Raw genomic sequence first — 14,649 nt, 5'->3', positions numbered from 1 at the left:
CTTAACCCTCGATCTTCGAGAAGTCGGCGACGCGGTCCATGGTTGCACGGATCGCCGACAGCAGGTTCAAACGGTTCTCACGCAGAGCAACATCCTCCGCGTTGACCGTGACATGATCGAAGAAGGCGTCGACCGGCCGACGCAGCGCGGCAAGCGCGGTCATGGCATCCTCGAACCGTTCCTCTGACAACGCAGGTCCAGAAGCCGCGTCAGCCGTCGCAAGGGCCACCACGACGGCGCGCTCCTCGTCCTGCGCAAGCTTACCGTCGTGGACCGCACCATCGAAGGCCCGATTGTCCTTCCTTTCTTCAATGCTCACGATGTTGGCTGCACGCTTGTAGGCACTGAGCAGGTTCGCACCGTCCTCGGTCGCCAGAAACGCCTGCAACGCGTGAACCCGCGCCATCAGACGAACCAGATCGTCATCGGCACCCTGGGCGAACACCGCATCGATCAGATCATGCCCGACGCCCTCGTCACGCAGATGCACCTTCAGGCGGTCGGCGAAGAAGGCGAGGAGATCGTCGCCGACGGTCTCGGCGGCGCCGTCCCATTCGCCATAGGCTTCGCGTGCGGTGGCAAAAGCGCCCAGAAGCGGCATCCGCAGGCGGTTTTCGAGGATCAGCCGGATCACACCCAATGCTGCACGGCGTAAGGCAAAGGGATCGCGCGAACCCGTCGGTTTTTCATCGATCGCAAAGAAACCGACAAGCGTGTCGAGCTTCTCGGCCAGCGCCACAACGATGCTGACCGGTGCTGTGGGGCAAGCATCGGACGGGCCCTGGGGGCTGTAGTGCTCGGAAACAGCTGCGGCAACGGCCTCGTCCTCGCCGTCGTAGCGGGCATAGCAGGCGCCCATGACGCCCTGCAACTCCGGGAATTCTCCCACCATCTCGCTCGGCAGATCAGCCTTGGCGAGATGGGCGGCGCGGCGGGCCAGGGCGGCATCGCAACCGGGAACCGAATCGGCCAGGGCCTCGGACAGCATTTCCATGCGCACAACCCGCTCGGCGACGGTTCCCAGCTTCGTGTGGAACACGATGTTGGCGAGGTCCGGCACGCGGCTCTCGAGCGTCCGCTTGCGGTCCTGATCCCAGAAGTGGCGGCCGTCCGACAGCCGGGCGGCGAGCACCCGCTCGTTGCCGGCCGTGACGATCCGGCCGCCATCGCCGCCTTCCATGTTGGCGGTAAAGACGAAGCGGGGCGCCAGTGCGCCTGCAGCATCGCGCAGCGGGAAACAACGCTGGTGCCGGGTCATCTCGGTGACCAGCACCTCCTGCGGCATTTCCATGAAGGCGGGATCGAAACCGCCGACAACAGGCACCGGCCATTCGACAAGCCCTGCGACCTCGTCCAGCAGGCCGGGGCTGTCTTCCACCGTGAGCCCCTCGGCTTCGGCGAGTTTGGCAGCGCCCTCTGCAACAATCGCCCGGCGCTCAGCGTGGTCGATGATGACATGAGCGGCGCGCAGGCGATCGCGATAGTCCGCAAAGCCGGTGACCTCGAATGGATCGGGTGCCAGGAATCTGTGGCCCCGTGTCGTCTGGCCTGAGCTGACGGGACCGAAGGCGAACGGCACGGCCGCACCGTCGAGCAGCGCCACGATCGAGGAGATCGGCCGTACCCAGCGGGCGCTATGGTCACCCCAGCGCATGGACTTCGGCCAGGTCAGGTCGGCCATGGCCTGCGGCACGGCTTCGGCCAGAAGCTCGGCGATGGCACGTCCGGGACGGTGGATCCGCGCAAACCAGATGGCCCTCTTGTCGGTCTCGCGCTCCTCGAGATCCGACACGGCGACGCCGGCCGAACGGGCGAAACCTTCGACCGCCTTGTCCGGCGCACCGACCCTGGGGCCCTTGCGTTCATCATGGAGATCGGGCTGACGTTCCGGCAGCCCCTGCAGCACCACGACCAGCCGCCGCGGTGTTACATGAACTTCTGTTTCTTCAGCACGAACACGCTCCTTGTCAAGAATTCTCTGAAGGTTCTCATGCAGAGCTTTAACACCGTTGCACTGCATTCTTGCAGGGATTTCTTCAGACATTACTTCAAGCAGGAACTCGGCCATCGCTCAGCCCTCTCCGGCTGGGAGATAGCCGCGACTGGCAAGCCAGGCGGTGGCGCAGGCACGCGCCAGGTTGCGCACGCGGCCGATATAGGCGGCGCGTTCGGTCACGCTGATCACGCCGCGCGCGTCGAGCAGATTGAAGGTGTGGCTCGCCTTGATGCACTGATCGTAAGCTGGCAGCGGAAGCTCGGCCTCGACCAGCGTGGCGCAGGCCTTCTCAGCGTCCTCGAAATGGCGGAACAGGGTCTCAGCGTCGGTGTGGTCGAAGTTGTGTTCGGTGTATTCGCGCTCAGCCTGGAGGTAGATATCGCCGTATGTGACGCCGGGGCCGTTCCAGGCGATATCGCGGAAGTGATCGACGCCCTGGATGTACATGGCGAGACGCTCAAGCCCGTAGGTCAGCTCGCCCGGCACCGGACGACAGTCGTAGCCGCCGACCTGCTGGAAGTAGGTGAACTGGGTGACCTCCATGCCGTCACACCACACCTCCCAGCCCAGCCCCCAGGCGCCAAGGGTGGGACTTTCCCAGTCGTCTTCGACGAACCGGATGTCATGTTCCATGGGATTAATCCCAATCGCCTCGAGGCTGCCGAGGTAAAGCTCCTGGAAGTTCTCCGGGCTCGGCTTCATCAGAACCTGGAACTGATAGTAGTGCTGCAGCCGATTGGGGTTCTCACCGTAACGCCCGTCGGTCGGCCTCCGGGACGGCTGCACGTAGGCGACGTTCCACGGTTCGGGCCCGAGGCTGCGAAGCGTCGTGGCCCAATGGAAGGTGCCCGCACCGACCTCCATGTCATAAGGTTGTAACACAACGCAGCCCTGCCGGGCCCAATAGGCTTGGAGCTCAAGGATCAGGTTCTGGAACGGCAGGCCCCGACCTGTGGCCGTGCTCATCGACATGCGACTCCTGAAACGGAAGGCCGGCGAGCCGGCGGGCGGAACCTATGAGGCGCTCTCGCGCGGGTCAAGACGACCGGGGGTACGGACAGTCAGTGCGTCCACAAGCCTTCGCCCCGGCGGCTGCAACATAGTCGCCGCAAACGCGACAGGCGATCATGTCGACATCGCCGACCGGCTCGCGCGCGCCCGCGCGCGCCTTCTCGACACCGGGCTTGCGACCGCCTCGGCTGAAGCGCTCTCGCCAGCTCGGTCGCGTCAGCCGTTCCTCAGCCTTGCGCTTTTTCTCGAGATTGCCGACGAACCGGAAGCCGAGCCAGAGCACCGCGAGGATGATCGCAAAAATCGCAAGTTTCTGAAATGAGAACATGGCTGTGGTTTTGCCTGCGCCGGTGTCACACCGCAAGCACCATGAAGAGGTAGCCGCCGCAATCGCCATGCTCGCGATAGATCGCGCTCGCCCTCCTTGCAGTGCCAGGCGAGCATCTCTTCAGCCTCCACATCCCCGGTGCAGTTTGGGCGCGATTACCTCGATACGAGCGACGATCAGCAGGTAGCACTCGTCCCACAAGGCCTCGCGCGGCAGAACAAAGTCGCCCAACAGGGTGCAGCCGCACGCTCGCCCATGTCGCCCTCCTGGACCGTCACGCGATCGCCCGTGCCCATCTCGGCAGTGCCCTCTTCGACAAACGGAGCCTGGAGGTCGATGGCGGTCCGGGACCGCAGCCGGGATTGAGCACACGCGGCGCATCGGGCAGCGGCCCGGCAAGCTCAAGCGCCCGCGCGGTCGAGGCGGCATTGCCCGGCCCTTCCTGCGGCAGCATGTTATGAACGTCGAAGAAGACTTTTTCAGAACCGCGGGTTCTCGAAATCCATGGTGTCCATCGTTCCCACCTGTGGCAGATCATGACGATCACCGTCGAGGAACGCCACACAGACAAGGCCGCGCTGGCCGACATGGTCCTGCGCGCCCTGTCTGACTGGTTCGGCATTGAAGAGGCGACACAGGACGATATCGACGCGGCCGATCGTCTGCCGATGCTGGCGGCCCGCCGTGACGACAAGTCCATCGGCTTCACCAGCCTGGAGATCGTCACGCCCGGCACCATCAATATCCACGCGATCGGCGTGCTGCCCGATCACCACGGAAGCGGTGCTGGCCGTGCGCTGATCGCGGCGACCATTGATCGCTGTCGACAACAGAACGTCAGGCTGCTGACCGTGAAAACCCTGAGCGATGCATCCGACGATCCGTTCCATGCGGGAACGCGCCAGTTCTACACGGCTATGGGCTTTGCACCGGCAGCCGAGATTCCCGACCTCTACGACCCCCGGAATCCCTGCCTGGTGATGGCACGCATGGTCGACCGGATCTGAGCAGGCTGGACAAGGGTGCGGCCAGCAACGATGGTCCCGCCGACAATGGGAACGCCGCCATGAGCAACACCTCGAACTATGCCAGCGCGCACGCCACCGTGCGCATCAGCGCGAAACGTTTCAACATGTCGCCCTGGATGCCGGCATACCTCACGGACAAGGCCCTTCTGGGCCGCCGCTTCTACGCGCTGGGGCTCGGTGACGACCCGATCAGCGACTACTGGCACCTGCGCCGACAGACTGCGCTCTATGACGTGCCCGAGCATCCGATCGAGATCTCCGGGCCGGACGCCTGTGCCCTGCTTGACAAGGTGTTCTGTCGCGACATCTCGAAGCTGCACGAGGGGCGTGCGATTTATGCCATCAGCTGCAACCAGCACGGCGGCATTCTGATGGACGGCGTGCTGATGAAGCGGGCGAGAACCGCTTCTGGTATGTCCTGGCCGACGGTGAGTTCCTGCCCTGGCTTGAGGCCCACGCGCTCGGCATGGACGTCCGGATCAGCGATCCCGATTCCTGGGTGCTGCAGATCCAGGGGCCGCGCTCACTCGATATGCTGCCGGACCTGCTCGATGGCGGCGCGCCAGATCCGTTCAGGTACTTCTCGGTCCACGAGGTCGCAATCGACGGCCATCCGTTCCTGGCCTCGCGCACCGGCTGGACCGGCGAGATGGGTTTCGAGCTCTATCCGCTTGCGCCCGAAGCCATGGACGGCCGCGCCATGTTCCGGCACATCCTGGCCAAGGGCGAAACGCATGGCCTGATCCACGCCAGCCTTGAATCCATGGGCATCCGCCGCATCGAAGCGGCGATCATGGACAACGGCACCGACATGGATGCGGCGATGACGCCGTTCGATGCCGGCCTCGGGCATTTCGTCACGCTCGACAAGGAGACGGATTTCATCGGCAAGGCTGCCCTGGTGCAAGCCGACAAGGGATGCCGTTTCTTCGGCGTGACCTGCCCGACCGCAGCACCCCTGGCCGACACAAGGATCGGTTGGCAAGGTGAAGCCGTCGGACGCACGACATCCGGTGCCTGGTCACCCTATCTGGACTGCGGCATTGCCTTTGTCTGCTTCGAGAAAGCCGACGACTGGATCGGCCGGCAGGTCACGGTAACCTTGGCCGACGGCAGCGAACACGAGGGCAAAATCGTCGCCCTGCCCTTCTACGACAGCGAAAAGAAGATCCCGCGCGGGCTTACCGTCGCCAACGTCTAGCGCTGCTCGCTCGCTTCCCGCTCCGGGCGAAAGCACAGCGCAATCGGTGCGGCCACCACCAGGCAGAACGAAAGACTGGCGAAACACGTCCTCCTGCGTAAAGCCATGGCACTCGTAAACGCGCTTCGCACGGGGGTTCTCGACGAGTACGTCGAGCCAGAGCCGATGGACCGGCGTGTTGTCGAAGGCCCGGTCAACCGCAGCGTCGAGCGGAGCTCCGCAGGGCATCAAATCGTGCGATTTCCGGCGACCCGTTACCCTGGCTCGCGCCAGCATCAGGAAAGACTGTCGTATCGCACGACGAAGGCAGCCGGATTGCGCGGCACGACAAGCCCGTGTTCTCGTCCGGCATCCGGGGCGCGAACCGAATCCGCCATGCCATCTCCTCGCCGCGAAACGGCCATCGTCTGCCCGGGAGGCGGCTTCACAATCGCTACAGCAATGTTGACCACGAATGGTCGGCATGGAACAAGAAGAGCCATGCGGTGGCGTGAGGCCGCCGTAAAGGCTTCAAAAAGGGAGAACACGACCAATGAAGCGTCTTGATGCAAGCAAGCTGGATGTCAATCAGATCACTGACGGCATCCGCGGCGGCAAGTATTCCCGCCGTGAAATCCATTCGATCCTGGGGGCTTTCGGTTTCGGAATGGCCGTCGTGCCGCTGACCACCGGTGCGCACGCGCAGGAAGAGATTCCGGCAGAGAGCTGCGGCGACGATTCTGCTCCCCTGACCTTCACCTGGGCGGGCTACGACGATGTCAATCTCCACAAGCAGTACGTGGAGAAGTACGGCTGCGCCTCGAACTTCGCCTTCTGGGGCGACGAGGAAGAAGCCTTCGCCAAGATGCGCGCCGGCTTCGAGCCCGACGTCATGACGCCGTGCACCTATGAGCTGCGCCGCTGGTTCGATGCCGGCCTGCTGGCTCCGATCGACACCGACCTGCTCAGCAACTGGGACCAGATCATACCGACTCTGAAGGAAGTCGACAATTCGATCCAAGGCGGCAACCGCGTCTTCGTGCCGATGGAATGGGGGCAGACCTCGGTCACCTTCCGCACCGATCTCGCGCCCGAGTACGTCGACGTCGAGAACCACACCTGGGGCATCCTGTGGGATGAGAAGTATTCGGGCCGTCTGTCGATGATCGACAGCCTGATCGACGGTGTTGCAGTGGCTTCGATCTACGGCGGCGTCGAGAACCCGTACGACCTCAGCGACTCCGCCGACATGGAGCTGACCGCCAACCTGCTGCGCGAGCAGCTGCCGCTGCTGCGCTACTACTCGAACACGATGTCGGACATCGAGCAGTCGCTCGCTTCCGGTGAGCTGGTTGCCGCTGCGACGTGGAACAGTTCGATCACGGCGCTACGCAACCAGGGCCTGCCGGTCATGTTCATGCAGCCCAGGGAAGGCGCGATGACCTGGATATGCGGCTTGGTCCGTCATCCTGCCAACGACGCCAATGACGAAGAGATGGTGATCAAGGCGCACAACGTCATCGACTCCTATATCTCGGCCGAGGCCGGCGTCTGGGGGATCATCACCCTCGGTTATGGTCACGCCAACCAGCGCGCCTACGAGATGGTGTCCGAAGAAGAGCTTTCGGCCCGCGGTCTCTCGAAGAACCCGGAGGACCTGCTCTCGACCGGCATCTTCCAGATCGAGATGACTCCGAAGGAAGACATCCAGCGCATGTTCGAGGAAGTCAAGGCCGGCATGTAAGCCGCAGGCTTCGATTTCCAAAGACGGGCATCTTTGGAAACGGGATTGGGTCGGGGCGGCAACGCTCCGGCCCTTCTCTTTGGACGACGGCAATTGACCGGGGCTCCCCACCCTTCACCCCGACCATGGCGCAACACGAGACGGGAGGGCACAGGCGATGACCACCGGCACGATCCCTGCGGGCCACAACAACGCCTTCCGCGCCACGGCAGGGCAGCGCTTCCGTCTGACGACACCGAAGCGCCAGCAGTCCGCCGACTTCCTCGCCGATCACTCCAAACCCGCCCAGGATCTCTGGCGGCGGGCGGCTGCCTAACCCAGCACGTCTGCCATCGTGCTGCCGAGTTCCGCCGGGCTCGGGGCCACGGTGACACCGGCCTCCTTCAGGATCTCCACCTTCTCAGCCGCACTTTCGCCGAAGGCCGAGATGATGGCGCCAGCGTGGCCCATCCTGCGGCCCTTCGGTGCCGTGAGACCGGCGACATAGGCGACGACAGGCTTGATCATGTTGTTCCGGGCGTACTCGGCGGCTTCGGCTTCCTGGGGGCCCCCGATCTCGCCGATCATCATGACAGCGTGGGTGTCGGGATCGGCCTCGAAGAGCTCCAGGATGTCCTTGAAGCTGGAGCCGTTGATCGGGTCGCCGCCGATGCCAACGCTGGTCGAGATGCCGATGCCGAGCGCCTGCATCTGGCTTGCGGCCTCGTAGCCCAGCGTTCCCGAACGCCCGACAATGCCGACGTTGCCCTGCTTGTAGATATGACCTGGCATGATGCCCATCATGGCGCGGCCAGGGCTGATCACGCCCGCGCAGTTGGGGCCGACGAGCCGCATGCGGTCCTCGAATCGGTAGCGGCGCATGTAGCGCTTCACGTGCATCATGTCCTGGGCGGGGATGCCGTCGGTGATGGCGACGCAGAAGCGGATGCCGGCGGACGCCGCCTCCATGATGCCGTCGGCAGCGAACGGCGGCGGCACGAGCACGAGGCTGGCTTCCGCACCCGCGGTCTTCACGGCTTCGCGTACGGTGTTGAAGACCGGACGGCCGAGATGCTCGGTGCCGCCCTTGCCTGGGGTGACGCCACCAACGACGTTGGTGCCGTAGTCGATCGCCTCCTGGGCGTGAAAGGTGCCGGTCTTGCCGGTGAAACCCTGGACGATGACCCTGGTGTTCTCGTCGAGCAGAATGGCCATGGCTCAGCCCTCCTTCACACTCTTCCAGGCGGCGACGGCCTTTTCGGCGGCGTCGGCCAGGGTGTCGGCGGTGATGATGTCGAGGCCGCTGTCCGAGAGGATCTTGCGTCCCTCTTCCACATTGGTACCTGCGAGGCGAACGACCAGCGGAACCTGGAGATCGAGCTTCTGTACGGCCTGGACGACACCCTCGGCGACCCAGTCGCAGCGGTTGATGCCGGCGAAGATGTTCACGAGGATCGTCTCCACGCCGTCGTCCGAAAGCACGAGGTTGAACGCCTTGGTGACACGCTCGGGGCTGGCCCCGCCGCCGATATCGAGGAAGTTCGCGGGCTCGCCGCCGGCATGCTTGATCATGTCCATCGTGGCCATGGCGAGACCGGCGCCGTTGATAATGCAGCCGATGTTGCCGTCGAGCCCTACATAGGCGAGGCCACGGTCGGCGGCATCGCGCTCGCGCACGTCCTCCTGGGATTTATCGCGGAACTCCGAGACATTGGGGCGGCGGAAGAGCGCGTTGTCGTCGAAGCTCATCTTGGCATCGAGCGCGACCAGGTGGCTGTCGATCGTGACCGCCAGCGGGTTGATCTCCACCATCGTGGCGTCGAGTTCGGTGAAGGCGCGATAGCAGCCGAGCAGTATCTCATTCATCTGGCCGACCTGGGCGACCGTGAGGCCGAGACCGAAGGCGATCTCGCGGGCCTGGAAGCTCTCGAGACCGACTGCCGGGTCGATCAGGACGCGCAGGATGCTGTCGGGCTCCTTGTCCGCAATCTCCTCAATCTCCATGCCGCCGGCGTCCGAGGCCACGAGCATGATGCGCTCGGACTTCCGGTCGAGCACGAGGCCGAGATAGATCTCGCGGTCGAACCGGGTCGCCTCCTCGACATAGAGGCGGCCGATCAGCTTGCCTTTCTCGCCGGTCTGGTTGGTGACCAGGCGCTTGCCGAGCAGCTCGTCGGCAGCGTCCCAGACCTCGTGCTGGTCGTTGCAGATCCTGATGCCGCCGGCCCTGCCGCGCGCACCGGAATGGACTTGTGCCTTGACGGCCCAGAGCTCGCCACCCAGCTCCTGGGCGCGATAGGCTGCCTGTTCAGGGCTGTATGCCAGCCCGCCACGCGGAACCGGAACGCCAAACCCGGCCAGGAGCTCCTTGGCCTGATACTCATGGATATCCATCGGTTCCTCCCCCGTGAGTGACCGTGGTGGCGTCCGATCGGGAGACGCACCGAATCGGGTCGTCGGCCGTGACCGGCCTCCCGCCTCTACTCGATCGGAGCCTGGGTTGAGCCGGCTACACGGCGGCGTCGGCAAGCGCCAGCGACGACGTTTCGGCGTACCACGCCTGCGCGGCTGCCACACCGGAGCCGAACGCAATGCTGACACCGGCATCATTCATGGCCATTTCGGCGCCCGCGATGGCCGAAACGAGCATCAGGTCCGTCACTTGGCCGAGATGGCCGATGCGGAAGACCTTGCCCGCGACCTGGGTCAGGCCGACGCCGAGCGAGAGACCATAGGTCTCATAGGCCACCTTCACGACAGCACCGGAGTCGACGCCCCCGGGCACACAAATCGCGCTCACGGTGTCGGAGTACCAGCGCGGCTCGGCAGCGCAGAGCGAGAGGCCCCATGCGTCGACGGCACGCCGAACACCTTCGGCCATGCGGTGATGGCGGGCGAAGACGTTCTCAAGACCTTCCTCGGTCAGCATGTCGATCGATTCGCGCAGGCCGCGCAGCAGCGTCGTGGCCGGCGTGTAGGGGAAGTAGCCCTGACGGTTGACGTCGAGCATCCAGTCGAAGGCGAAGTAGCAGCGCGGCAGCTTGGCCGATTTGCCGGCTTCGAGCGCCTTCTCGCTGACCGCGACCATGGCGAGGCCGGCGGGCAGCATGAAACCCTTCTGGGAGCCGGCGACGGCGATGTCAACGCCCCACTCGGCCATGCGGAAGTCGATCGAGGCGATCGAGCTGATGCCGTCGACCAAGAGTAGCGCGGGATGGCCGCAGGCGTCCATGGCTTCACGCACCGCGGCGACATCGCTGGTGACGCCCGTGGCAGTCTCGTTGTGGCAGACTAGGACGGCCTTGATCTCGTGCCTGGTATCAGCGGCCAGGATCTCGGCGTAACGCTTGACCGGCACACCCTCACCCCAGGTCACATCGCAGTTGACGACCTCGAGGCCGAGGCGCTCGCACATCATCGACCAGAGCAGCGAAAACTGGCCCAGCCGCGTGTTCAGCACCTTGTCACCGGGGCTGAGTGTGTTGGTCAGCGCGGCTTCCCAGCCACCGGTGCCCGACGACGGGAAGACGAAGACCTCGCCGTCGGCCATGCGGAAGATGGTCTTGAGGTCGGCGAGCAGCGGATGCACGAACTCCGGAAAATCCGGTGCGCGCATGTCTTCCATGGGAAGATTGATCGCCTTGCGAATGCGATCGGGGATATTGGTCGGGCCGGGAATGAAGATCGGGTTCTGGCCAAGCATCGCGCGGGACTCCCAGGAGAGGTGAAAAAACTCGCCAAAGAACGCGGGATTTACCCGATTCTCATGCGCGGGAATGTTCTCGAATTCACCGAAGTTCTGGTCAATTTGGTCAAAAGTGAACCAAATCGTGTTCACTTGGACCAATCAGAACCAATCGATCGGTTCGCCATCCCGCAACACGGCCTCCGCATGCACCGTGTACCGCCCGCCCGATTCGTGGAGAACCATGGGCGATGCATCGATCACGCCGTCCTGTGCAGCAGTGACGGTGGCACGAACGAGAATGCGTTCGGGCTCCCGGGCCCCTGCCCGTGGCAAGAGCGGGATGACAGCCGCCCCGCAGCCCAACCCGACAAGCGTGTCCTCAATCTCGCGCCGTCGTTCGGGCCGGTGGACTAGATAGAGGACCCCGCCCGTCCGCACACGGCGGATGCAGGCGGCGACCCAGTCGCCGAGCGGCATGGTCTCGACCATCGCCGCCGCCCGCAGGTGATCGGAGGGTACACGGACCGCCCGTTCTTCGAGATATGGCGGATTGGTCACGACGGCATCGAAGGGACCCGGGCAGAGGTCGCCATCAGCCAGATCCCCGCACACGATCGACAACAAGCCTTCGACTCCGTTCAGCGCCACATTGCGCGCGGCAAGAGCTGCCAGTTCGGGTTCACGCTCCATCCCGGCGACCCGAAGGTCAGGCAGTCGCGCCAGCAGGCAGAGGGCCACCGCCCCCGCGCCGCAACCGGCATCAAACACGGACGCCCCCGGACCGACATCGGCGGCTGCGGCAAGCATCACGGCATCGGTCGTGGGTTTCAGGCCGCACCCCATCGCGGCCATGCGGACCCTGCCACCCAGAAGTGTGAAGCTGTCGTCAGACGTCGCGGACATCAAGGCCGGCATCACTGAGGATGCGGCGCGCCTCAACAGCATCTTCGTCGAGCACGACGAGGCGACGCTGGATCGCGATCACGCCACCCTCGAGGCTGCTCATGTTCTGATCGAAGACGTCGTGCGCGATGTCAGCATCCTTCAGCAGGGCCTGGGCGAAGGAAATCGACACGAGGTCGTTGGTGCGCATGATTTCCTTCATGACTGTCCGCATGCGTTCGTTGGTGAGCAACGCTTTCGTGGGGGGCCGTCCGTTGCTACAGTCCGCGCCCGAGGCGATGCTGACCCTTTCCCCACGGCCGGTCAAGCCAGCGCTTCTCCCGTTTCGGTCAGGAGCCATCGTTGACTGCCGCAGCCCCCCTCGAAAACCAGGCGAGCAGCGCCACGCGCCAGTCGTTCGAGCGCCTGCGCGAACTCGTGGCCGACGACTTCAATCGCGTCAATCAGGTCATCGTCGACTACCTGCAAAGCCCGGTCACCCTGATCCCGCAGTTGGCCGGCCACCTCGTCGCATCGGGCGGGAAGCGGCTGCGTCCGATCCTGACGCTGACCACGGCCCGCATGTGCGGCTACGAGGGCAGCCGGCACGTGAATCTGGCTGCCTGCGTGGAGTTCATTCACACAGCCACCCTGCTCCACGACGACGTGGTCGACAACAGCGGTCTGCGTCGCGGCAAGGCGACAGCGAATGCCGTCTGGGGCAACAAACCGTCGGTTCTGGTCGGCGACTTCCTGTTCAGCCGCTCATTCCAGCTGATGGTCGCGGACGGTTCGCTTGAGGTCCTGCGCATCCTGTCGGAAGCCTCTGCCGTGATCGCCGAGGGCGAGGTCGACCAGCTGATGATCTCGAACGACGTTTCGACCGGCGTCGACGCCTGCATGAGCGTGATTCAGGCCAAGACGGCGACGCTATTCGCCGCCGCGAGCGAGATCGGCGCTGTCGTCGCCGATCGCGATGCCACAGAGCAGCAGGCCTTGCGCACCTATGGCATAAGCCTCGGCATCGCCTTCCAGCTGGTCGACGACGTGCTGGACTATTCCGCACGCCAGGCCGATCTCGGCAAGGCCGTGGGGGACGACTTCCGCGATGGCAAGGTCACCCTGCCGGTTGTACTGGCAATCCAGCGGGGAGACGCCGAGGAGCGCGCCTTCTGGCAGCGCACGCTGGAGGAAGAGGACCAGCACGACGGCGACCTCGAACATGCCATGACGCTGCTGGCGCGCCACAACACGCTGCAGGACTCGATGGCCGAGGCCCGCCGTCATGGCGACGAGGCCCGTCGCATGCTCGCGAACTTCCCCGACAACGCCTATCGCGACGCACTGCTCGAACTGATCAACTTCTGCGTCAACCGCGAGTTCTGAGCCCCCGCGTCCGATGACCGACGGTTCCAGCCCCGGCCGCATGCGCCCTGGCGCATCGGTGTCGATGTGGGCGGGACCTTTACCGATCTCGTGCTGCACGATACGAACGGTCTGCTGTTCGTCGCCAAGGTCCGTCGCCCCCGACGATCCGGCGCACGGCATTCTCGCAACCGTCAATGCCCTGGCTGACAGTCACGGCCTGAAGAGCGGCGAAGTATTCGGCAACTGCCAGATCTTCGTGCACGGATCGACCATTGCGACCCTTCCCCAGCTCCAGGTGAAGGGCGAGTTTGTGGGCGGCTGCGACATCATGAAGGAGATGTACATGTCCGGTGAGCTCTCCGAGTACCTCGAAGACCGGGGCGTCGCCCGCGACCCCGCAGCCTGCGCAAGGTGAATGACATGGCGCTCTTCGATCTCGCGGGTCATCGGCGATGCGTCGGGGGCTGTGGGGGCGCGTGCGGGGCAGGCGAGTCGTACTTGAGGCCGCCATACGGGCGTTGACCGAAAGGGGCGTTGGCTATACGGCGAAGACCGGTCCTTCAGGCGCGGAGGTTCAGGGAGTTCGGTGGAGTTCGGTTCTTCCGCAACATCCTGCCCTGACCGGTCTTCGGGAGGCGATCAGGAAGAACGAGGAAACGTGCAGGCGGCGGCAATGTCGCCTGCACGTCCCGGATCACTGTACATCGTTCTGGACGGCGTAGAACTCTCCGCCTTCAATGGCATTTGAATCAACGGTTCCTGTAAGTGCTCCATGCACCAACAATGTCCCATCGTCATCGTACACCTTGCCTGCCAGATCGGCATCGTAATAAAAGTAAGAATCACCAGGTCCATAAAGAACACCATCCAGGGTGCTGCTGATTGTCGTTCGATCGATCGTTCCACGACCTTCAAGAGTCCCGTTAAGACCCCAGCCATCAAAATCCCGTACAAATTGGCTTGCCATTGTCGTGACCGTCCCTGCACCGAAATCGGCGTCGATTGTGAGACTGCCAACGCCCTTACGAGGTATGCTGCTACTGTAAACATTGTCGAGCTTGACATACCCTGTCAAGGTGCCTTTCCCATCCGGGAGAGCATCGGGAGCGGCAAGATGACCGGCATCCATGGCGGCACCAATCAAGGCAAAGTTACCGCTTTCCCTTGCAAAAAGGCTGAAGCCCGAAGGAATGGGACCAAACATGAAACGTGCAATTGTAGGAGGTGGCGGAGTGCCAAACCTGACGACCCGAACGGGCTTTCCGTTTCCAGTCTGGATAGCGAAGAACTCACCATCTTCTATACTACCGGGAAGGTACCACCCAACATCATGGGTTCCGGTAACGCCTCCCCGTACCAGCAATCTCCCACGGTGATCGTACACCTTGCCTGCCATATCGGCATCAATGACGGCCTCATGGATGCCGGTAGCACCATTACGATCA

The 14,649-nt window shown here is 63.9% G+C and carries 17 protein-coding genes; 9 read left to right on the top strand and 8 right to left on the bottom strand.

Translation table 11 applies throughout. The annotated features are described in order from the left end of the window. Window position 1: 1 nt before the first annotated feature. Both GDA49_02660 and GDA49_02655 read right to left on the bottom strand, forming a co-directional pair. Window positions 2-2,068: a glycine--tRNA ligase subunit beta gene (locus tag GDA49_02660; GenBank protein MBC6439315.1), complete on the bottom strand. Its 2,067-nt coding sequence runs from the start codon at window positions 2,066-2,068 to the stop codon at window positions 2-4. A gap of 3 nt (window positions 2,069-2,071) precedes the next feature. Further along, entirely contained in the window at window positions 2,072-2,962 is an 891-nt protein-coding gene (locus GDA49_02655) for a glycine--tRNA ligase subunit alpha (GenBank protein MBC6439314.1), read from the bottom strand. Between GDA49_02655 and GDA49_02650 the strand changes: the two genes are divergently transcribed. From GDA49_02650 to GDA49_02625, 6 genes are all read left to right on the top strand, one after another. Beyond that, window positions 2,955-3,329 (top strand): hypothetical protein, encoded by a 375-nt coding sequence (locus tag GDA49_02650; GenBank protein ID MBC6439313.1) that lies wholly within the window; start codon window positions 2,955-2,957, stop codon window positions 3,327-3,329. The two genes, GDA49_02655 and GDA49_02650, sit on opposite strands and share 8 nt — an antisense overlap. A 542-nt stretch (window positions 3,330-3,871) precedes the next feature. Further along, window positions 3,872-4,342 (top strand): GNAT family N-acetyltransferase, encoded by a 471-nt coding sequence (locus GDA49_02645; GenBank protein MBC6439312.1) that lies wholly within the window; start codon window positions 3,872-3,874, stop codon window positions 4,340-4,342. A gap of 59 nt (window positions 4,343-4,401) precedes the next feature. Continuing rightward, entirely contained in the window at window positions 4,402-5,106 is a 705-nt protein-coding gene (locus GDA49_02640) for an aminomethyl transferase family protein (protein MBC6439311.1), read from the top strand. Further along, window positions 5,064-5,564: an aminomethyl transferase family protein gene (locus GDA49_02635; protein MBC6439310.1), complete on the top strand. Its 501-nt coding sequence runs from the start codon at window positions 5,064-5,066 to the stop codon at window positions 5,562-5,564. The genes GDA49_02640 and GDA49_02635 overlap by 43 nt, the downstream gene beginning before the upstream one ends. Window positions 5,565-6,096: 532 nt before the next feature. Continuing rightward, the gene (locus GDA49_02630; GenBank protein ID MBC6439309.1) at window positions 6,097-7,287 is read left to right on the top strand and encodes an extracellular solute-binding protein; all 1,191 of its coding nucleotides are present in this window, start codon (window positions 6,097-6,099) and stop codon (window positions 7,285-7,287) included. 157 nt (window positions 7,288-7,444) lie between these two features. Then, on the top strand, window positions 7,445-7,603 hold the full coding sequence (locus GDA49_02625) for a DUF1989 domain-containing protein (GenBank protein ID MBC6439308.1): 159 nt from the start codon (window positions 7,445-7,447) through the stop codon (window positions 7,601-7,603). On the opposite strand, the gene sucD is transcribed toward GDA49_02625, so the two are convergent. The 5 genes from sucD to GDA49_02600 form a co-directional block, all read right to left on the bottom strand. Next, a complete protein-coding gene (sucD, locus tag GDA49_02620) occupies window positions 7,600-8,481 on the bottom strand; it encodes a succinate--CoA ligase subunit alpha (protein ID MBC6439307.1) in 882 nt (293 codons plus the stop codon). The genes GDA49_02625 and sucD overlap by 4 nt on opposite strands. Before the next feature lie 3 nt (window positions 8,482-8,484). Beyond that, the gene (locus tag GDA49_02615; GenBank protein MBC6439306.1) at window positions 8,485-9,660 is read right to left on the bottom strand and encodes a malate--CoA ligase subunit beta; all 1,176 of its coding nucleotides are present in this window, start codon (window positions 9,658-9,660) and stop codon (window positions 8,485-8,487) included. 115 nt (window positions 9,661-9,775) lie between these two features. Continuing rightward, window positions 9,776-10,969: an aminotransferase class V-fold PLP-dependent enzyme gene (locus tag GDA49_02610; GenBank protein ID MBC6439305.1), complete on the bottom strand. Its 1,194-nt coding sequence runs from the start codon at window positions 10,967-10,969 to the stop codon at window positions 9,776-9,778. A 144-nt stretch (window positions 10,970-11,113) separates the two neighbouring features. Beyond that, window positions 11,114-11,857, bottom strand: a complete 744-nt coding sequence (locus tag GDA49_02605) for a methyltransferase (protein MBC6439304.1) — start codon at window positions 11,855-11,857, stop codon at window positions 11,114-11,116. Beyond that, window positions 11,841-12,059 carry a DUF2007 domain-containing protein gene (locus GDA49_02600; GenBank protein MBC6439303.1) on the bottom strand — a complete coding sequence of 73 codons (219 nt, stop codon included), beginning with the start codon at window positions 12,057-12,059 and terminating at the stop codon, window positions 11,841-11,843. The genes GDA49_02605 and GDA49_02600 overlap by 17 nt, the downstream gene beginning before the upstream one ends. Before the next feature lie 140 nt (window positions 12,060-12,199). Between GDA49_02600 and GDA49_02595 the strand changes: the two genes are divergently transcribed. The 3 genes from GDA49_02595 to GDA49_02585 all read left to right on the top strand — a co-directional run bounded on the left by GDA49_02595 (window position 12,200) and on the right by GDA49_02585 (window position 13,619). After that, window positions 12,200-13,222 carry a polyprenyl synthetase family protein gene (locus tag GDA49_02595; protein MBC6439302.1) on the top strand — a complete coding sequence of 341 codons (1,023 nt, stop codon included), beginning with the start codon at window positions 12,200-12,202 and terminating at the stop codon, window positions 13,220-13,222. Between the two features lie 66 nt (window positions 13,223-13,288). Further along, window positions 13,289-13,411: a hypothetical protein gene (locus GDA49_02590; GenBank protein ID MBC6439301.1), complete on the top strand. Its 123-nt coding sequence runs from the start codon at window positions 13,289-13,291 to the stop codon at window positions 13,409-13,411. Between the two features lie 49 nt (window positions 13,412-13,460). Then, window positions 13,461-13,619: a hypothetical protein gene (locus tag GDA49_02585; protein ID MBC6439300.1), complete on the top strand. Its 159-nt coding sequence runs from the start codon at window positions 13,461-13,463 to the stop codon at window positions 13,617-13,619. A gap of 279 nt (window positions 13,620-13,898) precedes the next feature. Here the strand turns inward: GDA49_02585 and GDA49_02580 are convergent. After that, the coding region (locus GDA49_02580; GenBank protein ID MBC6439299.1) for a hypothetical protein at window positions 13,899-14,649 on the bottom strand (751 nt) is incomplete at its 5' end.

This window comes from Rhodospirillales bacterium (genome assembly GCA_014323865.1).
Taxonomy (GTDB): domain Bacteria; phylum Pseudomonadota; class Alphaproteobacteria; order SP197; family SP197; genus SP197.
Note: the sequence above shows the minus strand (reverse complement) of the source record. Positions and strands in the feature narration are given on the sequence as shown.

What these genes read in the sequence shown, in the direction of transcription:
- GDA49_02630 (MBC6439309.1), top strand. Translation starts at nt 6,097, where the DNA reads ATGAAGCGTCTTGATGCAAGCAAGCTGGATGTCAATCAGATCACTGAC.
- GDA49_02645 (MBC6439312.1), top strand. Translation starts at nt 3,872, where the DNA reads ATGACGATCACCGTCGAGGAACGCCACACAGACAAGGCCGCGCTGGCC.
- GDA49_02660 (MBC6439315.1), bottom strand. Translation starts at nt 2,068, where the DNA reads ATGGCCGAGTTCCTGCTTGAAGTAATGTCTGAAGAAATCCCTGCAAGA.
- GDA49_02655 (MBC6439314.1), bottom strand. Translation starts at nt 2,962, where the DNA reads ATGAGCACGGCCACAGGTCGGGGCCTGCCGTTCCAGAACCTGATCCTT.
- GDA49_02605 (MBC6439304.1), bottom strand. Translation starts at nt 11,857, where the DNA reads ATGTCCGCGACGTCTGACGACAGCTTCACACTTCTGGGTGGCAGGGTC.
- GDA49_02625 (MBC6439308.1), top strand. Translation starts at nt 7,445, where the DNA reads ATGACCACCGGCACGATCCCTGCGGGCCACAACAACGCCTTCCGCGCC.
- GDA49_02640 (MBC6439311.1), top strand. Translation starts at nt 4,402, where the DNA reads ATGAGCAACACCTCGAACTATGCCAGCGCGCACGCCACCGTGCGCATC.
- GDA49_02600 (MBC6439303.1), bottom strand. Translation starts at nt 12,059, where the DNA reads ATGAAGGAAATCATGCGCACCAACGACCTCGTGTCGATTTCCTTCGCC.
- sucD (MBC6439307.1), bottom strand. Translation starts at nt 8,481, where the DNA reads ATGGCCATTCTGCTCGACGAGAACACCAGGGTCATCGTCCAGGGTTTC.
- GDA49_02615 (MBC6439306.1), bottom strand. Translation starts at nt 9,660, where the DNA reads ATGGATATCCATGAGTATCAGGCCAAGGAGCTCCTGGCCGGGTTTGGC.
- GDA49_02635 (MBC6439310.1), top strand. Translation starts at nt 5,064, where the DNA reads ATGTTCCGGCACATCCTGGCCAAGGGCGAAACGCATGGCCTGATCCAC.
- GDA49_02610 (MBC6439305.1), bottom strand. Translation starts at nt 10,969, where the DNA reads ATGCTTGGCCAGAACCCGATCTTCATTCCCGGCCCGACCAATATCCCC.